We start from the raw sequence: 19,191 nt of genomic DNA on the forward strand, positions 1-19,191 counted from the left end.
CCGTCTTCAACATTCTGGCAAGGAAGCTGGCCAGGATCGCCTGGGGCGTGTTCAAAAGCGGCCGAGACTTCGATCCGGCCATGCTGAAGGTCGGTCAAGCCTGCTTCCAGCAGGCTTGACCACGAACATAGGATCTCGACTGCCTGCCCTCTGTAGAGCCGAGCCCATGCTCGGCTGATAGGCAAACGCAGCCGAGCATGGGCTCGGCTCTACAACGGCAACCCCACCAGCGGCACCGGATACTGGCGACCGGCACGCAGCGGGCGGAAATAATCGGCATTGCGATAGAAGGCGGAATCCTGCACGCCATGCCAGCCGGGAATACCGGCCAATGGCAGGGGCCGCAGCTGCAGCGGATCGGTCACTGCCCTGCCCTCGGCGATGGCCGCGGTCACTGCGTCAACGCAGGCATCATCGACTTCGTCGCGCACCACCACGCACTTGCCCACCAGCCGGCGGCCCGGCAGCAGCGCCTGCTCCATCAGCGCGTGCCCGAATACCGCAGCGATGGCGATGTCTCCGCTCAGCCAGTGCGCTGGCTCGAACAATGCATGCCAGTCATGCCCATCCCACGCACGCATAAACGAGTCATCGCGCACGCGCACGATCACGCCGGTCTCGTCGAACTGGGTCAATGCGGCCTGCGCACGGTTGCGCTGGCCCGGCGGCATCGCCTCGATATGCCGGCACTGCTGCACATTGAGGGCCTGCTTGAGCTGCGGGTAACGGGCCCACACCAGTGCATTGAACAGGTCGTGCCAGTTGTCGGCGCGGGTGGCGATAAGCCCCTGCGCGATGCGGGCTTCGTAGTGCAGGCCGTCAGCCAGCAGCGCGGCATCCTGCTCGACCAGGTGCTTGCCGGGCAGCGTGAGGCGTGCCTCGAGCGCTGCAATGGACGGCCACTCCGGGCCTTCCAACAGATCACGAACGTCGCGCAATCCGGCAAACACCGGGTGCGCGAACACCTGCGGATCGACCGCCGCACGCGGCGGCGGCACGAAGCGGCGGACACCGCTGCCGTCACCGGCGGCGGTCGTCGCGGTGGTCACAGCATCTTGAGATCGAATGCCGGGCGGGTAGCGGCCGGCAGCGCGTCACCGTACAGGTCGTGCTCGTCGCTCTCGGTGATTTCCACGTCGACGAACTCACCCACGCGCAGCGGCACCTGGTCGGCATTCTGGATGTGCACCAGGCCGTCGATCTCCGGGGCATCGGCCTTGGAGCGGGCCACGGCGATATCGCCTTCGATGGCGTCGACCAGGCACTGCTGCACGGTGCCGATTTTGGCTTCCAGGCGTGCCGCGGAAATCCGCGCCTGCTTTTCCATGAAACGGGCCAGGCGCTCCTGCTTCACTTCCTCCGGTACCGCATCGGGCAGGTCGTTGGCGGTGGCGCCTTCCACCGGCGAATAGGCGAACGCACCGACGCGGTCCAGCTGCGCTTCGTCGAGGAACGACAGCAGCTCTTCGAACTCGGCCTCGGTCTCGCCCGGGAAGCCAACGATGAAGGTCGAACGCACGGTGATGTCCGGGGCGATACGGCGCCAGTTCTGTACGCGCTCCAGGGTCTTCTCGACCGCGCCGGGGCGCTTCATCAGGCGCAGGATGCGCGGGCTGGCATGCTGGAACGGAATGTCCAGGTACGGCAGGATGCGGTTCTCGGCCATCAGCGGCACCACCTCGTCCACGTGCGGGTACGGGTAGACGTAGTGCATGCGCACCCACGCATCCAGCTCGGACAGGCCTTCGCACAGCGCCTTCAGGCGGGTCTGGTAGGCCTTGTTGCGCCACATCTTCTCGGCGTACTTCACGTCCACGCCATAGGCCGAGGTGTCCTGCGAAACCACCAGCAGCTCGCGCACGCCGCCCCGCACCAGGCGCTCGGCTTCGCGCAGCACCTCATCCACCGGGCGCGAGACCAGCTTGCCGCGCATCGACGGAATGATGCAGAAGCTGCACTTGTGGTTGCAGCCTTCGGAAATCTTCAGGTAGGCGTAGTGGCGCGGGGTCAGCTTGATGCCGTAGTCGGGCACCAGGTCCACGAACGGATCGTGCTTGGGCGGCAGCGCTTCATGCACCGCTTCCATCACGCTCTGGTAGTCCTGCGGGCCGGACACCGCCAGCACGTTGGGGTACGCCTCGCGGATCTGCTCCGGGCGCTTGCCCAGGCAGCCGGTGACGATGACCTTGCCGTTCTGGTTCATCGCCTCGCCAATCGCGTCCAGCGATTCGGTCACTGCCGAATCGATGAAACCGCAGGTGTTGACCACCACCACGTCGGCCGAATCGTAGGACGGCACGATGTCGTAGCCTTCCGAGCGGAGCTGGGTAAGGATGCGTTCGGAATCGACAAGGGCCTTCGGGCAGCCAAGGCTGACGAAGCCGACTTTGGGGTTCAGCTGGGACATGGAATCGCGGGACTCTGGGGGCCTGGGCCCCTGCCGTCGTGGCAGGGGTTCCTGGGGGCCGGGGCCTGAAAGGGCGCCAGTATACCGGGGTTGGCGGCCGCGCTCTGAATGGCCAGCCGCCCGATCCCGCACAGCCGCTGACATCGCGCTAACCCACGCTGCACCGACAATGCCGTTCTGTTCCCCACAACGAGATGGAAACGATGGCCGAGTGGATCACCCTGGATACGCATCACGGCCCGGTACGGGCCTGGCAGGCCCTGCCGGAGGGCACCCCGCGTGGCGGGCTGGTGGTGGTGCAGGAAATTTTCGGCGCCAACCCGCACATCCGCGGCGTAGCGGAGCGCTTCGCGGCCGAAGGCTACGCGGTGCTGGCGCCGTCGTTCTTCGACCTGGTCGACGGTGCAGAAGCCGATCCGGATGCCCTGCCCTATGACGCCGAAGGCGTGAAGCAGGGCCTGGAACGGGTGACCGCACTGGGCATGGAGAAGGCGCTGGAGGTCGTGCGTGCAGCCGCCACCCGGCTGGCGCCCCAAGGCAAGGTCGGCACGGTGGGCTACTGCTGGGGCGGCACCGTGGCGATGCTGTCGGCCCTGCGCCTGGGCCTGCCCTCGGTCAGCTATTACGGTGCGCGCAATGTCCAGTTCCTGGATGAGACGCCCAAGGCCCCGGTGATCTTCCACTTCGGCGCCCAGGACAAGAGCATCCCGCCGGAGGCGGTCCAGGCCCATCGCGAGAAGCTGCCGCAGATGGCCACCTTCGTCTATCCGGCCGACCACGCCTTCAACCGGGAGGTCGGACATGCGTATGATCCAGACAGCGCCACCCTGGCGCTGCAACGCACCCTGGACTTCTTCTCGGAGCATCTTGGATGAGCGATTTCGAACTCGATTCACGCCTGGCCACCGATAGCGTGCTGGTGGCCGAAGGACCGTTGTCGCAAGTGCGGCTGATGAACGACGAACGATTCCCCTGGCTGGTGCTGGTACCGCGCTTGGCCGGGGTGACCGAGTGGATCGAGCTGGACGGCGAGCAGCAGGACAAGCTGCGCACCGAGCTCAACCGCGCCTGCAAGGCCCTGAAGGGCGCCGACGGGGTGGAGAAGATCAATATCGGTGCGCTGGGCAACATCGTGCGCCAGCTGCATTTCCATGTGATCGGCCGCCATGACGGCGACCCCGCGTGGCCGGGCCCGGTCTGGGGCAGCGGCCCCGCGCACCGCTACGAGCCGGGTGCGCTGGACCAGCATGTCGCCTACTGGAAGGAACGGCTAGGATATCCAGCCCAGTCCTGAGCGTTTGCCGACCCGATGCGATTCAACCTCGTTGCCGCCGTCCTGCTGATCCTGATCGGCCTGTTCATGCTCGCCAGCAACCTGGGCTGGACGCACCTGAACCTGTCCAAGCTGCTGCTGACCTGGTGGCCGGTGGCATTGGTGGGTGTCGGCATCGCGATGCTGTTCGGTCGCGGGAAATAAAGAAGGCGGCGCATTGCGCCGCCCTCCTTCATGTAGAGCCGAGCCATGCTCGGCTTCACAAATCGCCTGCAATCTTCAGGTCCGCGGCAGCGTCACGCCGGTCTGGCCCTGGTACTTGCCGCCACGATCGCGGTACGACGTCTCGCAGATGTCGTCGGCGGCCGCCTGGAAGAACAGCATCTGCGCTACGCCTTCATTGGCGTAGATGCGCGCCGGCAGCGGCGTGGTGTTGCTGAATTCCAGGGTGACGTGCCCTTCCCATTCCGGTTCCAGCGGGGTCACGTTGACGATGATGCCGCAGCGCGCGTAGGTGCTCTTGCCCAGGCACACCACCAGGGTGTCGCGCGGGATGCGGAAGTACTCCACGGTGCGCGCCAGCGCGAAGCTGTTGGGCGGGATGATGCATTCATCGCCGACGATATCCACGAAGCTGCCCGGATCGAAGTGCTTGGGATCGACGATGGTCGAGTTGATGTTGGTGAACACCTTGAACTCGCGCGAGCAGCGCACGTCGTAGCCGTAGCTGGAGGTACCATAGCTGACGATGCGCTCGCCGTTGGCCTGCTTGACCTGCCCGGCCTCGAACGGCTCGATCATGCCGTGCTGCTCGGACATGCGGCGGATCCAACGGTCACTCTTGATGCTCATGCTTTGTCCTGGGGTGCGAGGGGGCGCGAGGATTCTAGCAGGGGGCCGGGCGTCGCCGGCGGCCCCTGCCCGGGCACTTACAGCAGCGACGACAGGATCGGGATCGAGGCACGCGGACGCTTGCCAACCTCCTCGATCAGGCGCTGCGCGGCATGGCGGTAGGCCTGGGCCGGGACGGAATCCGGCTGGGCCACGGTGATCGGGGTACCGGAATCGCCCTGCTCGCGGATGCCGATCTGCAGCGGCAGCGAACCGAGCAACGGCACGCCGTACTGCGCGGCCATGCGCTCGCCGCCGCCCTCGCCGAACAGGTGCTCGACATGCCCGCAGCTGCTGCAGGTATGCACCGCCATATTCTCGACGATGCCCAGCACCGGCACCTCGACCTTCTCGAACATCTTCAGCGCCTTCTTCGCGTCCAGCGTGGCGATGTCCTGTGGCGTGGTGACGATCACCGCACCGGCCAGCGGGATCTTCTGGGTCAGGGTCAGCTGGATGTCGCCGGTGCCCGGCGGCAGGTCGATCAGCAGGTAGTCCAGGTCGTCCCACAAGGTGTCATTGAACAGCTGGGTCATCGCCGAGGTGGCCATCGGCCCACGCCAGATCATCGGCGTGTCCTCTTCGATCAGGTAGCCGATCGACATGGTGTCGACGCCAAACGCACGCAGCGGCTCGATGCTCTTGTTGTCCGGGCTTTCCGGACGGCCGGACAGGCCCAGCATGGCCGGCACGCTGGGGCCATAGATGTCGGCGTCGAGCACGCCCACGCGCGCGCCGAGCTGCTGCAGCGCCACGGCCAGATTGACCGCGGTGGTCGACTTGCCGACGCCGCCCTTGCCCGAACCAACCGCGATCACATTGCGGATGCGGGCATGCGGCGTGAGTCCCTTCTGGACCTGGCTTGCATGGGGACGGCGGGGAGAACTGTTCACAACGAGCACCGGCGGGGTCAGGGGGAATAACCGAGCATCATACAAGCTGGACGTAACCTGACTGAAATTCAGGATTGCTACAGATTCGTGCACAGATTGTTAAGTTCATGTTACGTTCGACCCGCACTGTTTTGGGCTGCGGAGCTGGCATTTCCAGCCCGCGCGATGGCGCATGCGCAGTGCCGTTTTTGTTTTTGCTCTCCAATGGAACTACATGAACTACGTAAGCAACACCGCACGTCGCAACACGCTCGCCGTCGCCCTGATTTCCGCTCTGATGGCCGCCGCCCCGGCAATGGCCCAGGACAAGGCGACCAACCTGGACAAGATCACCGTCACCGGTTCGCTGATCCCGCAGACCCAGGTTGAAACCCAGACCCCGGTGATGTCCATCACCGCCGAAGACATCCAGACCCGCGGCTTCAGCAGTGTTGCTGAAGTGCTGCAGCAGTCGTCGCTGACCACTGGCGGCCTGCAGGGCGGCCAGACCTCGGGTTCGTTCACCCAGGGCGCCGAAGCCGCCGGCATGTTCGGCCTGAATCCGGGCTACACCAAGTACCTGATCAACGGCCGCCCGATGCTCTCGTATCCGGCGCTGTACAACGGCAGCGAAACCTTCAACAACATCAGCGGCATTCCGATCGACATCGTCGAGCGCATCGAAGTGCTGCCGGGCGGCCAGTCCTCGCTGTACGGCTCGGACGCGATCGCCGGTGTGGTCAACATCATCCTGAAGGAGCGCATGGACGGCGGCACCATGACCCTCCGTGGCGGCACCTACACCGAAGGCGGCGGCAGCAACATCCGCTTCAGCGCTGCCAAGGGCATCAACGCCTTCGACGACCGCTTCCATGCGCTGTTCAACGTGCAGATCGAGAACGGCAGCCCGATCTGGGGCTACCAGCGCGACATCACCCGCCAGAACAACCCGGTCGGCTACACCGCCCAGGTTCCGTCGAACGACTTCGCCGTCATCACCAACGCTGACAACAAGCTGCTGATGATGGACCCGAGCCGTTGCGCCAACGTCGCCGGGCTGTATGACGGCACCACCGTGGTCGGCCAGCGCGCGTCGGGCGAGTCCTGCGGTTCGGTGTACAGCGCCGGCTACAAGACCCTGAAGAACGGCAAGAACAGCGGCCAGTTCTACTCGTCGATGACCTTCGACGTGAACGACAACTTCCAGCTGTTCGCCGACGTGCTGTACAGCAAGGAAAAGACCGAGTTCACCTCCGGCTCGAGCGCCCTGTGGTGGGGCACCAAGTCGGTCATGGGCGGCTTCTACGACCAGGGCCTGGGCAAGGTCGTGAACCTGCAGCGCGCCTTCGCGCCGGAAGAAATCGGCCCGGGCCACTACAACAACATCATGAACTCCGACGAAAGCCGTGCCTACCAGGTCACCCTGGGCGGCAAGGGCATGGTCGGCGACTGGGACTACAGCGCCAGCTTCACCCGTGGCGAGTACCGCCTGAACCAGAACCGCTTCGTGCGCTGGAAGGACAAGATCGAAGACTTCTTCGGCCAGACCGTGCTGGGCCCGCGCCTGGGCACCTCGGCTGGCGGCTTCGGCATCTACAACCCGGACTATGCGGCCTTCTACTCGCCGATCACCCCGGACCAGTTCGCCAGCTTCACCGGCTATGGTACCCACCGCAGCAAGACCTGGCAGAACCTGGGTCGGGTGCAGGTGACCAACGGCTCGCTGTTCAGCCTGCCGGGCGGTGATGCCGGCCTGGCCGTCGTGCTGGAAGGTGGCAGCGAAGGCTGGGATTACTCGCCGGACCAGGCGTTCGTTGATGGCAATGTGTGGGGCACCACCGCCGTCGCCGGCGCCGGCCACCGCAGCAACTACGCGGTCACCAGCGAACTGCGCATGCCGCTGCACGACACCCTGACCGTCAGCGCCTCGGGCCGCTATGACGCCTTCAAGATCGCCGACAAGACCGTCGACAAGGCCACCTACAGCATCGGCCTGGAGTTCCGTCCGATCGAGAGCCTGCTGCTGCGCGGCAAGTACGGTACCGCCTTCCGCGCACCGACCCTGTCCGATGCCTTCCAGGGCATGAGCGGTTCGTACTCGTCCGGCCAGAACGACTACTACCGCTGCAGCCAGATGGGTTACGGCCTGCGTGATGAGGCCTGCTCGTTCTACAAGAACACCTCGGTGTACAGCGAAAAGTCCGGCAACCCGGACCTGAAGCCGATCACCGCCGATGTCTGGAGCGCAGGTGTGGTGTGGGCCCCGGTCAGCAACTTCTCGCTGTCGGCCGACTACTACAACTGGAAGATCAAGAACGAGGTCAAGACCCTGAGCTCGGACCAGCTGCTGCTGGCCGAGTACCAGTGCCACAACGGCCTGCCGAACAACACCTCGGCCAGCTGCGGTGACGTGACCAACTGGATATCCCGCGACGCCGGTGGCAACCTGACCCGCGTATACACGCCGAAGCTCAACGTTGCCAGCCAGAACCTGGAAGCGGTGACCGTGGCGGCCAAGTACCAGCAGGATATCGGCCGCTTCGGCTCGCTGATGTTCTCCGGCAACTACACCAACATGCTGAAGCGTGAAGTGCAGCCGATGCCGGGCGCCGCCAAGCTCGACCTGCTGAGCGACCCGTACAACATGTGGTACTACGACAACTTCGCCAAGGTCCGCGGCGATCTGTCGGTGGCCTGGAACATCGCCAAGTTCACCACCACCGTGTACGCCAACTACGTCGGCAGCACCCCGAACTACCTGGCCTACACCGGCCGCAGCTACGGCTACGTCCACTCCTCCGGCGCCAAGGCCGGCAAGTGGGGTTCGTACACCACGTACAACCTGAGCATGAACTACCAGGCACAGGAAGATCTGGTCCTGTCGCTGATGGTCAACAACGTGTTCAACAAGCTGCCGGAAGGCCAGCGCTACAACTACCCGGGCAACGAATCGACCCCGTTCAATGACGGCTTCTACAGCGTCTACGGCCGCCAGATCTCGGCCCAGGTCAAGTACAACTTCTGATCCCGTCGTTTTCCGGACTCCGTGTCTGGACCAGGCCCCGCTTCGGCGGGGCCTTTTTTTTTGGTTCCAGGAAGCCTTCGGTAAAGCAGTGATGCAGAAGCAGCAAATGCACTACGACAGACTGACCTTCATATCGCCATCTTTTGAAACACACCAAAACAATTGGCGTTAACCATTGATCTGCCGACATTTTTCAGGCCAAACGCCGATTGACGAAATGACGATCGTGTGCACTCTGCGTTAAGTGCGTGTTACGGTCCGGCTGAATGGAATGCAACTGAACAGATCGTTAAACCGACATGGAAGCCGGTCGCCAAGACATCTCACTACGGGGATTTTCCATGTCTCGCCATCGTTCCACACTCTCGCGCCACCCACTGACCCTCGCCCTCCTCGGCACGCTGCTCGCCTCCGGCACGGCCCTGGCGCAAAGCAACAATGCGCCGACCCAGCTTGACCGCGTGACGGTCACCGGGTCGCTGATTCCGCAGACCGAGATCGAGAACCACACGCCGGTCCTGACCGTGACCGCCGAGGACATCCAGACCCGCGGCTTCACCAGCGTTGCCGATGTCCTGCAGCAGTCCTCGCTGTCCACGGGTGGCCTGCAGGGCGGCCAGACCTCGGCCTCGTTCACCCAGGGCGCCGAAGCCGCCGGCATGTTCGGCCTCAGCCCGGGTTACACCAAGTACCTCATCAACGGTCGCCCGATGCTTTCGTATCCGGCGCTGTACAACGGCGGCGATACGTTCAACAACATCAGCGGCATTCCGATCGACATCGTCGAGCGCATCGAGATCCTGCCGGGCGGCCAGTCCTCACTGTATGGCTCCGATGCGATCGCTGGCGTGGTCAACATCATCCTCAAGGAACGCATGGATGGTGGCGTCCTCAACGTACGTGGTGGCGCCTACAGTGAAGGCGGCGGCAACAGCTTCCGCCTCAGCGGCGCCCGCGGCTTCAATGGCGTGGATGATCGCTTCCATGCGCTGGTCAACGTGCAGTATGAGAAGACCAGCCCGATCTGGGGTTACCAGCGCGACCTGACCAAGGTCAACAATCCCGACGGCTACAGCCCGCAGTACGTCTCCAACGATTTCCTGGTGCTGTTGCCGGCCAACAACAACCGTTACGCGATGATGGACCCGAACCTGTGCGCCAATGTGGCCGGGCAGTTCGATGGCACCACGGTGCTCGGCACCCGGCCCACCGGCCAGGCATGTGGCTCCACCTATGGCACCGGCTACAAGACCATCAAGAACGGCAAGGAAAGCGCGCAGATCTACAGTTCTGCCACGTTCGACGTGAATGACAACTTCCAGTTGTTCGGCGATGCGCTGTACAGCCTGGAAGAGGTCAAGTACGCGACGGGTTCCGGCTACACCTGGTGGGGCACCTCGTCCGGCTGGGGCCGCTTCTATGACCAGGCCAGTGGCCAGTACATGAACCTGCAGCGGGTGTTCGCCCCGGAAGACATCGGTGTCGCCGGCTACCGCGACATCATGAACACCGACCGCAACAAGGCCTACCAGGTAACGCTGGGCGGCCGCGGCACGGCCGGCAACTGGGACTACAGCCTCAGCTTCACCCGCGGCGAGTACAAGCTGACCGAGCGCAACTTCGTGCGCTGGAATGACCCGATCAACGATTACTTCGAACAGCGCGTGCTCGGCCCGGTGCTGGGCACCACCAGCACCGGTTACGACATCTACAGCCCGAACTGGGAAGCCTTCTACGCGCCGCTGCCGGCCGGAGACTTCCAGACCTTCACCGGTTACAGCTACAGCCAGAGCCGTACCTGGCAGAACCTGGCCCGTGCACAGGTCACCAACGGCTCACTGTTCAAGCTGCCGGGCGGCGACGCCGGCCTGGCCGTGGTCGTTGAAGGTGGCAGTGAAGGCTGGGACTACAGCCCCGATCCGGGCCTGATGGATGGCAGCGTCTGGGGCACCACGGCGGTCTCCGGTGCCGGCCACCGCAGCAACTATGCGGTGACCGGTGAGCTGCGTCTGCCGCTGCATGACACGCTGACAGTCACCGGCTCCGGCCGCTACGACGCCTTCAAGATCGGCAGCAACACCGTCGACAAGTCCACCTACAGCATCGGCATCGAGTTCCGCCCGATCGAGAGCCTGCTGTTCCGCGGCAAGTACGGCACTGCCTTCCGCGCGCCGACCCTGTCCGACGCATTCCAGGGCCGCAGCGGCTACTATGCCAACGGCTCCACCGACTACTACCGTTGCGGTCAGCTGGGCTACGACCCGGCCAACACCACCGGTTGCCCGTATGACAGCGTCTCGGTATTCGGCACCCGCGCCGGCAATCCGGACCTGGAACCGATCACCGCCGACGTCTGGAACGCAGGTGTTGTGTGGGCACCGATCAACAACCTGTCGCTGTCGGTGGACTACTACAACTGGAAGATCAAGAACGAGGTCGATACGCTCAGCTCCGACCAGCTGCTGCTGGCCGAGTACTACTGCCGTGGCGGCCAGGCCAACAACACCTCGGCCAGCTGCCAGAACGTCGACGACTGGATCACCCGCGATGCGTCCGGCGTGCTGGACGAGATCTACACCCCGAAGATGAACGTCGCCCGCCAGAACCTGGAAGCGCTGACCGCCAGCTTCAAGTACGTGCACGACATGGGCCGCTTCGGTTCGTTGCAGTTCTCGGGCAACTACACCGACATGCTCAAGCGCGAACTGCAGCCGCAGCCGGGCGATGAGTTCCTGGACCTGCTGCGTGACCCGTACGCGATGTGGGTATACGACTCGTACGCCAAGGTGCGCGCCGATGGTTCGGTCGGCTGGGCCAAGGACAAGTGGACCACCACCCTGTATGCCAACTACATCGGCAAGACGCCGAACTACATGGCCTACGTGGGCAATGGCTACGACTACGTCCACAGCTCCGGCTACAAGGCAGGCAAGTGGGGGTCCTACACCACCTACAACCTGAGCGTGAACTATCGCGCGCTGGCCAACCTGACCCTGTCGCTGATGGTCAACAACGTGTTCAACAAGATGCCGGACAACCAGCGCTTCAGCTTCGCCGGGACCAGCGGCCAGCCGTACAACAATTACCTGTACAACGCCTACGGGCGTGCCATCTACGTGCAGGCCAAGTACGAATTCGGCGGCAACTGATCTCCGCCCTCGCCACACCGAAGACCCCGCCCCGGCGGGGTCTTTCTTTGGGCTTACTCCCCCGGCAGGACCGATCCACAGGGCTTTCACGCCAAGTTGACTAGCCCCACGTCTTCGTTCATCTTCAGGTCATGTTGATGTGCCCGCCACAAGGACCCTGCCGACCATGGAACTGCGCTTGACCCCCGCCCGCCTTGGCGCCGCCGCTCTGGCGGCGCTGTGCATTGCCCCTGCCCTCGCAAGCCCTCTGCCAGCCGAGGATTTCGCCAAGATCCCAACCATCCAGTCGGTCACCATGAGCGCCGACGGCAAGCAGTTGGTGGCCATCGTCGCCGCACCTGGTAGCAACAACGGTGATACCGCTCTGGCCAACTGGAACCTGGACAACCTCGGCGCCGGTCCGGTCGCCATCACGCCATCCGGTGACAGGATGAAGTTCATCGCGGCAAGCGCACTGAAGGCGGGACGCAATCTCGTCATCGGACGCCAGGAATGGACAGGCAAACTCGGCGGCTGCGGTGAAGGCAACAGTACGGGAGCCACCAAGACCTTCCTGACCAAGGCCTACCTCACCGACGCCACCCAGACCAAGTTCGACGAGGCTTTCGCCAACAACACCCGCACGCTCGGGGTCAGCCCCGAGACCCTTCGCTGCCTCGAACTTGCGGGTACCGCCTCGCTCGTCCATGGACTGCCGCTGGATGCAGACAGGGTCATCATCAGTCAGCTCAACGAAGCCACACTGCAGGCCAACTACTACCGCTTCAACCTGCGCACCGGCCAGACCGAACTGCTGTTCAAGGGCAGCTCGCGCACATCACCTGGCCTGTTCCACCCCCGGACAGGTGAAGTCCTGACGCAGACCCAGGTCGAATCCGCCGGCTCCGACGATTTCGAACAGCGCATTCTGATCAAGAACAGCGCCGGCCAGTTCGAAGTGCACGCCCCCCTGACCACCCGACTGAGCGAACGCTATACGGTGGAAATCGTCGGCATAGACGATGACAGCGGCAAGCTGTACGTGCTGACCGACCAGTTCTCTGACCTGGTGCAGGCGCGACTGTACGATCCCGCCAAGAAGGAGTTCGACAAGGAGCCCCTGGCCGCCCATCCATCCTTCTCGATCAGTTCACTGATCCTGGGCACGCGCAAGAGCAACTTCAACCAGGTCCTCGGCTTCTATATAGACGGCCCCCAGCGGCAGGCTGTGTACGTGGATCCGCAGATGAAAGCCCTGCAGGAGGGCCTGCAGAAAGCCTATCCCGGCCTGAGCGTCTACATCACCGGTTACAACGACGACCTTTCGCGCGTCCTGTTCACCACGGAGAGCAACCGCAACCCGAAGAGCTACTTCATCCTGGCCGATCGCAAGGATGTCGTGCCGCTCGGCAATGAGCGGCCCTGGGTGGACAGCAAGCAGATTGGCGAACAACGCTGGGTGACCTACACCGCACGCGATGGCCTGCAGATTCCGGCGATTCTGGACCTCCCGCCGGGCTGGAAGCAGGGCGACGGCCCGCTGCCGGCACTCGTGCATCCGCACGGCGGGCCGTGGGCGCGCGACTACACCGGCTGGGATGCATCAGGCTGGGTACCGTTCTTCACTTCGCGAGGCTATGCCGTGTTGCGCCCGCAGTACCGCGGCAGCTCTGGCCTTGGCCGCAAGCTCTGGCTGGCAGGTGACGCCGAGTGGGGCCAGAAGATGCAGGACGACAAGGACGACGGCGCTGCCTGGCTGGTCTCGCAAGGCATCGCCGCCAAGGACCGCATCGCGATCTTCGGCTATTCCTATGGCGGTTTCGCGGCTGCCGCTGCAACGGTCCGGAGCCCATCGCCCTATCAGTGCGCCATCGCGGGTGCCCCGGTCACCGATCTTGGCCGGCTGGGCACCTCCTGGAGCCAGAACCGCCTGCAACGCATCCTGCAGGGGCGCACGGTGAAGGGCATGGACCCGATGCAGAACACCGCGAAGGCCACGATTCCTCTGCTGACGTTTGTCGGCGACCGTGACGTACGCACGCCGTCCTTCCATGCAAGGAACTTCTACAACGGCGTACAGGACAAGGTGCCGGCCCGGTTCGAGCTGATCCCCGACATGCCGCACAGCATGCCCTGGTACCCCGTGCACTTCCGGACGACATTGACGCTCATGGCCGACTACCTGAGCAAGGATTGCGGCCCCGGCGGCCTCTGATCTCTCCCCCGCATCCAGCATCTCCCTCCAAGCCCCTGCCCGCGCGGCAGGGGCTTTTTCATGCGTGAACCCCTGAATTTCCCCTTACTAACAACAAGTTAAGGATCCCTATCATTCATGTTGCATTTACTTTACGCGACACATACACTCCATTAACCGAAGCATAACAAGTGGGGATCAAAACGAAATGCGCACCGCCAACCGCCAAACCAAGCCAAGCCGCGTCCCGTTGACTCTTGCTGTGCTGGCCTGCCTGCAGGTCGCACCGGCTCTGGCCCAGGAATCCACCCAGCAGGAAGCAAAGGCGTCAAGCACCTCCTCGTCATCCCAGCGCGCGACGGATCTTGACAAGATTACTGTCACCGGCTCCCTGATCCGCCGTGCGGACTACGAGACCACCTCGCCGGTGTTCACCATCAACGCCGAAACCAATGCCAAGCAGGGCCAGGTCAACGTGGCCGAGTTCCTGCAGAAGTCGGCCATCGGTTCGGCCGAAACCCAGATCACCCACCAGTTCGGCGGCTTCGTCGTGGACGGCGGTACCGGCGTGCAGACGGTTTCGCTGCGTGGCCTGGGCGCCAACCGCACCCTGGTGCTGCTCGATGGCCAGCGCCCCGGCCCGGCCGGTACCCGTGGTGCTGTCGGCGCCTTCGACCTGAACGTCATTCCCACCGCCATCCTGCAGCGTGCCGAGATCGTGAAGGACGGTTCGTCCTCCATCTATGGTTCCGACGCCGTGGCCGGTGTGGTCAACCTGATCACCAAGAAGAACATCGAGCGCCCGGAGCTGACCGTCACCGGTCGCGTGCCGACCGAAGGCGGCGGCGAAGTGTTCGCTGCCTCGCTGGCCAACGGTTGGAACTTCGAGAAAGGCAGCATCGTGGCTGCGGCAGAGTGGTACAAGCACTACGAACTGAACCGCAACGACCGTGACTACCTGAACTGCAGCAATGATCTGGTCAAGGATGCCGATGGCAACCGCATCGACCGTCAGGATCGCTCGATCACTGCCGGCACCAACCTGGCAAACTGCAACAACCTGCTGCATAACGTCGTCGACGTAGGTGCCATCCGTTATGTTCCTTCACCGGAAGGCAACACCATCGGCCCACTGCCCGGCTATCGCCCGCGTACCACCCGTACCTACGCAGGCGGCGGCCAGGCCTACTATGATGAGCCGCTGAACTTCGCACGCTTTGGTGAAGAGCAGATCATCAACCAGCAGGAGCGCAAGAGCGTCTTCGTAGCCACCGATTTCGCCTTCGACTCCGTCAACTGGAAGACCCAGTGGCTGTTCAACCGTCGCGAGACCGAATCCTTCCGCTGGCGCCAGTTCTTCCCGCGGATCCAGGCACCGGCAGGTTCAGGCTTCACCGGCGTCATCCGTCCGATCATGCCGTTCAAGTCACAGCAGGACGTCACGGTCGACTACTTCTACGGCGCCACCAAGCTCGATGGTCTGTTCAAGGGCACTGACACTTGGGCATGGGAAGTCAATGCCAACTTCAGCCACTCCAAGGGCAAATACGGCAACTTTGGCATCCAGGCCTCCAAGACCGGCGACGTTGACTACACTGACAACGCGCCGACACTGAACTACCTCGATCCGGGCTACCTGAGCGGGGCCAAAGTCGATGAACTCAGTAATCTGCTGGGACAGTGGGATTGGGGTAAGACGATCTACAAGCAGGCCACGATCAATGCCGTCGTCAGCGGCGACCTGTTCGAGCTGCCGGCAGGTGCTGTGGGCGTAGCCGCGGGCTTGGAGTACCGCTACTACTCGATCGATGATCAGCCGGGTGAACTGTCAAAGGCACAGGACCTTTGGGGCTCGAGCTCGGCCAATGTCACCAAGGGCGACGACAGGGTCAAGGAAGCATTTGTTGAATTCGATGTCCCGCTGCTGAAGGGCCTGCCGGCGATTGAGTCGCTGAGCCTGAACGCGTCCGGCCGCGCATTCCAGTACGACTCGGTGGATGGCACCGACGAGGTCTGGAAGGTGGGCCTCAACTGGCAGGTCATTCCGTCGCTGCGGCTGCGCGGCTCGATCGGCACCTCCTACCGTGCTCCGGGCCTGTATGAGCTCTATCTGGGCAACCAGACCGGTTTCCTGGGACAGACCGGCATCGACCCCTGCATCCGCTGGGGTGAGAGCTCCAACACCAACTACCAGCGCAACTGTGCCGCGGCAGGCATTCCTGCCGACTACGCAGGCGCCGGCAGCAGTGCAACTGTGTATTCGGGCGGCGGTGCAGGCCAGCTGATTCCGGAAACCTCCCGTGCCAAGACCGCAGGTATCGTTTTCACCCCCACTTTTGCCAATCTGAGTGTGGCAATCGATTACTTCGATTATCAGGTGAAGAACGAGATCGGCCAGATCACCACGGCTGACATCGTCAAGGGTTGCTATGGCGCTGCGGTGTATCCGAACGCCTTCTGCGGCCTGCTGGTCCGCAACCCCGGTACCGGCGACGAGGCTTGGAACATCACTGATGTGTACAACCAGTACGTCAACATCAATAAGCAGCGCACTCGCGGCTACGACCTGACTGCGAACTTCGACCACGACTTCTCGTTCGGTAAGTTCTCTGCCGAAACCCAGGTCACTTACACCATCGAGGATACCCAGCAGGTCTTCTCCAGCGCCGAAGAAAGTGGCCTTTCGTCCAATGAGCTTCTTGGTGACATCGGGCGTCCGAAGGTTGTGGGCAACCTGGCACTCAGCCTGACCCGTGGAGACTGGACCTTCAACTGGCTGACCACCTACATCCACAAGACCAAGGACATCGACCTGGATCCGGTCTTCATCTACCAGGGCCGTCCGAACTCCTACCGTGACATCGTGGTCGATTCGCGTACTTACCACACCGCATCGGTCAGCTACTCGCAGGCCGACTGGGAAATCCTGGTGGGTGTCAGCAACATCTTCAACAAGACCCCGCCGCTGATCTCCACCGGCGTCAGCGATGCCCGCTACGGCAACATTGCGGCATTCGCGACCCAGTACGACCTGTACGGCCGCACCCCGTTCGTGCGTCTGAAGTACAAGTTCTGATCCACGCCTGATCGCAGCACCCCGACAGACCCGGCTTTTGCCGGGTCTGTCTTTTCCGGGCCACCTAACGCCCCCCTTGCGCCCGCCCATGACCTTCGACACCCTTGCAGGGCAGGCCGGCGGCGTATTGTTCGGCCCACGGCCGTCCCGCGGCCCTTCCCTGACTCACTCGGCCTGGAGGCCATCAAAGTGACCCGTACTCCCAAGATCGTGCTGCTGACCCTGGCCGTTTCGGCCGCGCTGGTCGGCTGCGGCAAGAACGAAACCCCGGCCAAGGACGCCACCGCCTCCACGCCGGCTGCGGCCGAAGCCACCCAGTACACCCTGGACGAGAGCAAGCTGCCGGCCTACAACGCCTTCCAGCCCAGCGATCTGGATACCAGCAAGGACGCCTGCGGCGCCTTCGGCGACTACGTCAACAGCAAGTGGCTGGCCGCCAATGAAATTCCGGGCGACCGCACCAGCTGGGGCGCGTTCACCATCCTCGACGAGCGTTCGGTGGCCGTGCAGCACCAGCTGGCTGAACAGGTCGCGCAGGTCAAGAACCCGAACCACATCGAGAAGATCGTCGGCGACCTGTGGGCCACCGGCATGGACGAGGCCAAGATCAATGCCCAGGGCATCGAGCCGCTGAAGGCCGACCTGACGGCGATCGACGGCCTGCAGGACAAGGCGGCCATCGCCGACTACCTGCGCAGCAGCGCGGCCAAGGGTGACAACGTCCTGTTTGGCTTCGGCGCCGAAGCCGACTTCAAGAACTCGGCCGTCAACCTGGCCTACGCCAGCCAGGGCGGCCTCGGCCTGCCGGACAGCACCTACTACACCGATGCCAAGAACGCCGACAAGCTGAAGGCCTACCAGGCGCACGTCGCCAAGGTGCTGGAGCTGTCCGGCGTCGCCGCTGCCGACGCTGCCAAGCAGGCCGAGGACGTGGTCAAGTTCGAGACCCGCCTGGCCAAGGCCTCCAAGTCGCGCGTCGAGCTGTCGCGCAACGTCGAGCTGTACTACAACCCGGTCACCCTGGCCGACGCCGACAAGCTGACCCCGAACTTCAGCTGGACCGAGTTCTTCAAGTCGCAGGGCGTGGCCGCACCAGAGAAGTTCTCGCTGGCCATGCCGGCCTTCCATGAGGAAGTGAGCAAGGCACTGGGCGACACAGATCCGTCGGTGTGGCGTGCCTACCTGCGCTTCCACACCGTGGACAGCGCCTCGCCGTATCTGGCCGACGCCTTCGTGCAGGAGAACTACGAGTTCTACGGCAAGACCCTCAACGGCCAGAAGGAACAGAAGCCGCGCTGGAAGCGCGTGCTGGGCACCATCGAGAACGATGCCGGCGAAGCCTTCGGCCAGCTGTACGTGAAGGTTGCCTTCTCGCCGGAAGCCAAGGCGAAGATGGAAGAGCTGGTGAAGAACCTGGCCGCCTCGCTAAAGGAACGCATCCAGGGCCTGAGCTGGATGAGCGATGAAACCAAGGCCAAGGCCATCGCCAAGTGGGAAACCTTCACCCCGAAGATCGGTTACCCGGACAAGTGGCGTGACTGGGCGGGCCTGCAGACCCAGCGCGACAGCTACCTGGGCAATGTGCGCGCTGCCAGCGAGTTCAACTACAAGTTCAACCTGTCCAAGATCGGCAAGCCGGTGGACAAGACCGAGTGGGGCATGACCCCGCAGACGGTCAACGCCTACTACAACCCGCTGCAGAACGAGATCGTGTTCCCGGCCGCCATCCTGCAGCCGCCGTTCTTTGACCCGAAGGCCGATGACGCGCTGAACTACGGCGGCATCGGTGCGGTGATCGGCCACGAGATGACCCACGGTTACGACGACCAGGGCGCACGCTTCGGGCCGACCGGCAACATGGAAGACTGGTGGACCGCCGCTGACAAGAAGAACTTCGAAGGCCTGACCGGCAAGCTGGTCAAGCAGTTCGACCAGTACAAGGTCGACGGCCAGGCCGTGAACGGCCACCTGACCCTGGGCGAGAACATCGCCGACCTGGGTGGCCTGGCTACCGCCTACGACGCGCTGCAGAAAGCCTCCGCCGGCAAGGAAGATGCAAAGGTCGATGGCTTCACCCGTGACCAGCGCTTCTTCTTCAACTGGGCTACCGTGTGGCGCACCAAGTACACCCCGGAAAACGCCAAGGTCCGCCTCGCGACCGACCCGCACGCGCCGGCGCAGTTCCGCGCCATGGGTGCGCCGTCGAACCTGCCGACCTTCGCCGCCGCATTCCAGTGCAAGGCCGGTTCGCCGATGGCCCGCACTGGTGAGCAGCAGGTGGTGATCTGGTAAGCCACGGCTGACGCCAAGGCAGACCTGCAGAGG

At 63.6% G+C, this 19,191-nt stretch carries 12 protein-coding genes and 1 pseudogene; 9 read left to right on the plus strand and 4 right to left on the minus strand.

Annotated elements, in window-relative coordinates; translation table 11 throughout:
* Positions 1 to 119 (plus strand): annotated as a pseudogene (locus tag AC5P6E_RS18200) (IS110 family transposase); the annotation flags it as partial.
* Positions 120 to 209: 90 nt separating this feature from the next.
* Here AC5P6E_RS18200 and AC5P6E_RS18205 read toward each other — a convergent pair.
* Together AC5P6E_RS18205 and rimO are read right to left on the minus strand one after the other, a co-directional pair.
* Positions 210 to 1,049: a DUF3025 domain-containing protein gene (locus AC5P6E_RS18205; RefSeq protein WP_019338603.1), complete on the minus strand. Its 840-nt coding sequence runs from the start codon at positions 1,047 to 1,049 to the stop codon at positions 210 to 212.
* Positions 1,046 to 2,407 (minus strand): 30S ribosomal protein S12 methylthiotransferase RimO, encoded by a 1,362-nt coding sequence (rimO, locus tag AC5P6E_RS18210; protein ID WP_019338604.1) that lies wholly within the window; start codon positions 2,405 to 2,407, stop codon positions 1,046 to 1,048. Before rimO ends, AC5P6E_RS18205 begins: the two co-directional genes overlap by 4 nt.
* A 203-nt stretch (positions 2,408 to 2,610) precedes the next feature.
* Here rimO and AC5P6E_RS18215 point away from each other — a divergent pair, with 203 nt between their 5' ends.
* The 3 genes from AC5P6E_RS18215 to AC5P6E_RS18225 are packed head-to-tail and all read left to right on the plus strand — an operon-like array spanning position 2,611 to position 3,884.
* Complete coding sequence (locus tag AC5P6E_RS18215) at positions 2,611 to 3,282, plus strand: dienelactone hydrolase family protein (RefSeq protein WP_019338605.1); 672 nt, start codon at positions 2,611 to 2,613, stop codon at positions 3,280 to 3,282.
* Entirely contained in the window at positions 3,279 to 3,701 is a 423-nt protein-coding gene (locus AC5P6E_RS18220) for an HIT domain-containing protein (RefSeq protein ID WP_010483023.1), read from the plus strand. The genes AC5P6E_RS18215 and AC5P6E_RS18220 overlap by 4 nt, the downstream gene beginning before the upstream one ends.
* A 15-nt stretch (positions 3,702 to 3,716) precedes the next feature.
* Complete coding sequence (locus tag AC5P6E_RS18225) at positions 3,717 to 3,884, plus strand: LiaI-LiaF-like domain-containing protein (RefSeq protein WP_005418011.1); 168 nt, start codon at positions 3,717 to 3,719, stop codon at positions 3,882 to 3,884.
* A gap of 75 nt (positions 3,885 to 3,959) precedes the next feature.
* Here the strand turns inward: AC5P6E_RS18225 and dcd are convergent, their stop codons facing one another.
* Both dcd and apbC read right to left on the minus strand, forming a co-directional pair.
* Complete coding sequence (gene dcd, locus AC5P6E_RS18230; protein ID WP_010483020.1) at positions 3,960 to 4,532, minus strand: dCTP deaminase; 573 nt, start codon at positions 4,530 to 4,532, stop codon at positions 3,960 to 3,962.
* A gap of 77 nt (positions 4,533 to 4,609) precedes the next feature.
* Positions 4,610 to 5,464: an iron-sulfur cluster carrier protein ApbC gene (gene apbC / locus AC5P6E_RS18235; protein WP_026347084.1), complete on the minus strand. Its 855-nt coding sequence runs from the start codon at positions 5,462 to 5,464 to the stop codon at positions 4,610 to 4,612.
* A gap of 214 nt (positions 5,465 to 5,678) precedes the next feature.
* On the opposite strand from apbC, the gene AC5P6E_RS18240 reads away from it, so the two are divergent.
* The 5 genes from AC5P6E_RS18240 to AC5P6E_RS18260 all read left to right on the plus strand — a co-directional run bounded on the left by AC5P6E_RS18240 (position 5,679) and on the right by AC5P6E_RS18260 (position 19,158).
* On the plus strand, positions 5,679 to 8,468 hold the full coding sequence (locus AC5P6E_RS18240) for a TonB-dependent receptor plug domain-containing protein (protein ID WP_329835849.1): 2,790 nt from the start codon (positions 5,679 to 5,681) through the stop codon (positions 8,466 to 8,468).
* A 341-nt stretch (positions 8,469 to 8,809) separates the two neighbouring features.
* A complete protein-coding gene (locus tag AC5P6E_RS18245) occupies positions 8,810 to 11,617 on the plus strand; it encodes a TonB-dependent receptor domain-containing protein (protein ID WP_329835851.1) in 2,808 nt (935 codons plus the stop codon).
* Positions 11,618 to 11,783: 166 nt separating this feature from the next.
* Positions 11,784 to 13,811 carry a prolyl oligopeptidase family serine peptidase gene (locus AC5P6E_RS18250; RefSeq protein ID WP_019338608.1) on the plus strand — a complete coding sequence of 676 codons (2,028 nt, stop codon included), beginning with the start codon at positions 11,784 to 11,786 and terminating at the stop codon, positions 13,809 to 13,811.
* A 187-nt stretch (positions 13,812 to 13,998) separates the two neighbouring features.
* Positions 13,999 to 16,866, plus strand: coding sequence for a TonB-dependent receptor plug domain-containing protein (locus AC5P6E_RS18255; RefSeq protein WP_019338609.1), 2,868 nt, complete (start codon positions 13,999 to 14,001; stop codon positions 16,864 to 16,866).
* A gap of 189 nt (positions 16,867 to 17,055) precedes the next feature.
* Positions 17,056 to 19,158, plus strand: coding sequence for a M13 family metallopeptidase (locus AC5P6E_RS18260; RefSeq protein ID WP_019338610.1), 2,103 nt, complete (start codon positions 17,056 to 17,058; stop codon positions 19,156 to 19,158).
* The last annotated feature ends 33 nt before the right edge of the window (positions 19,159 to 19,191 follow it).

This window comes from Stenotrophomonas sp. YJH_SMC_16 (assembly GCF_059367875.1).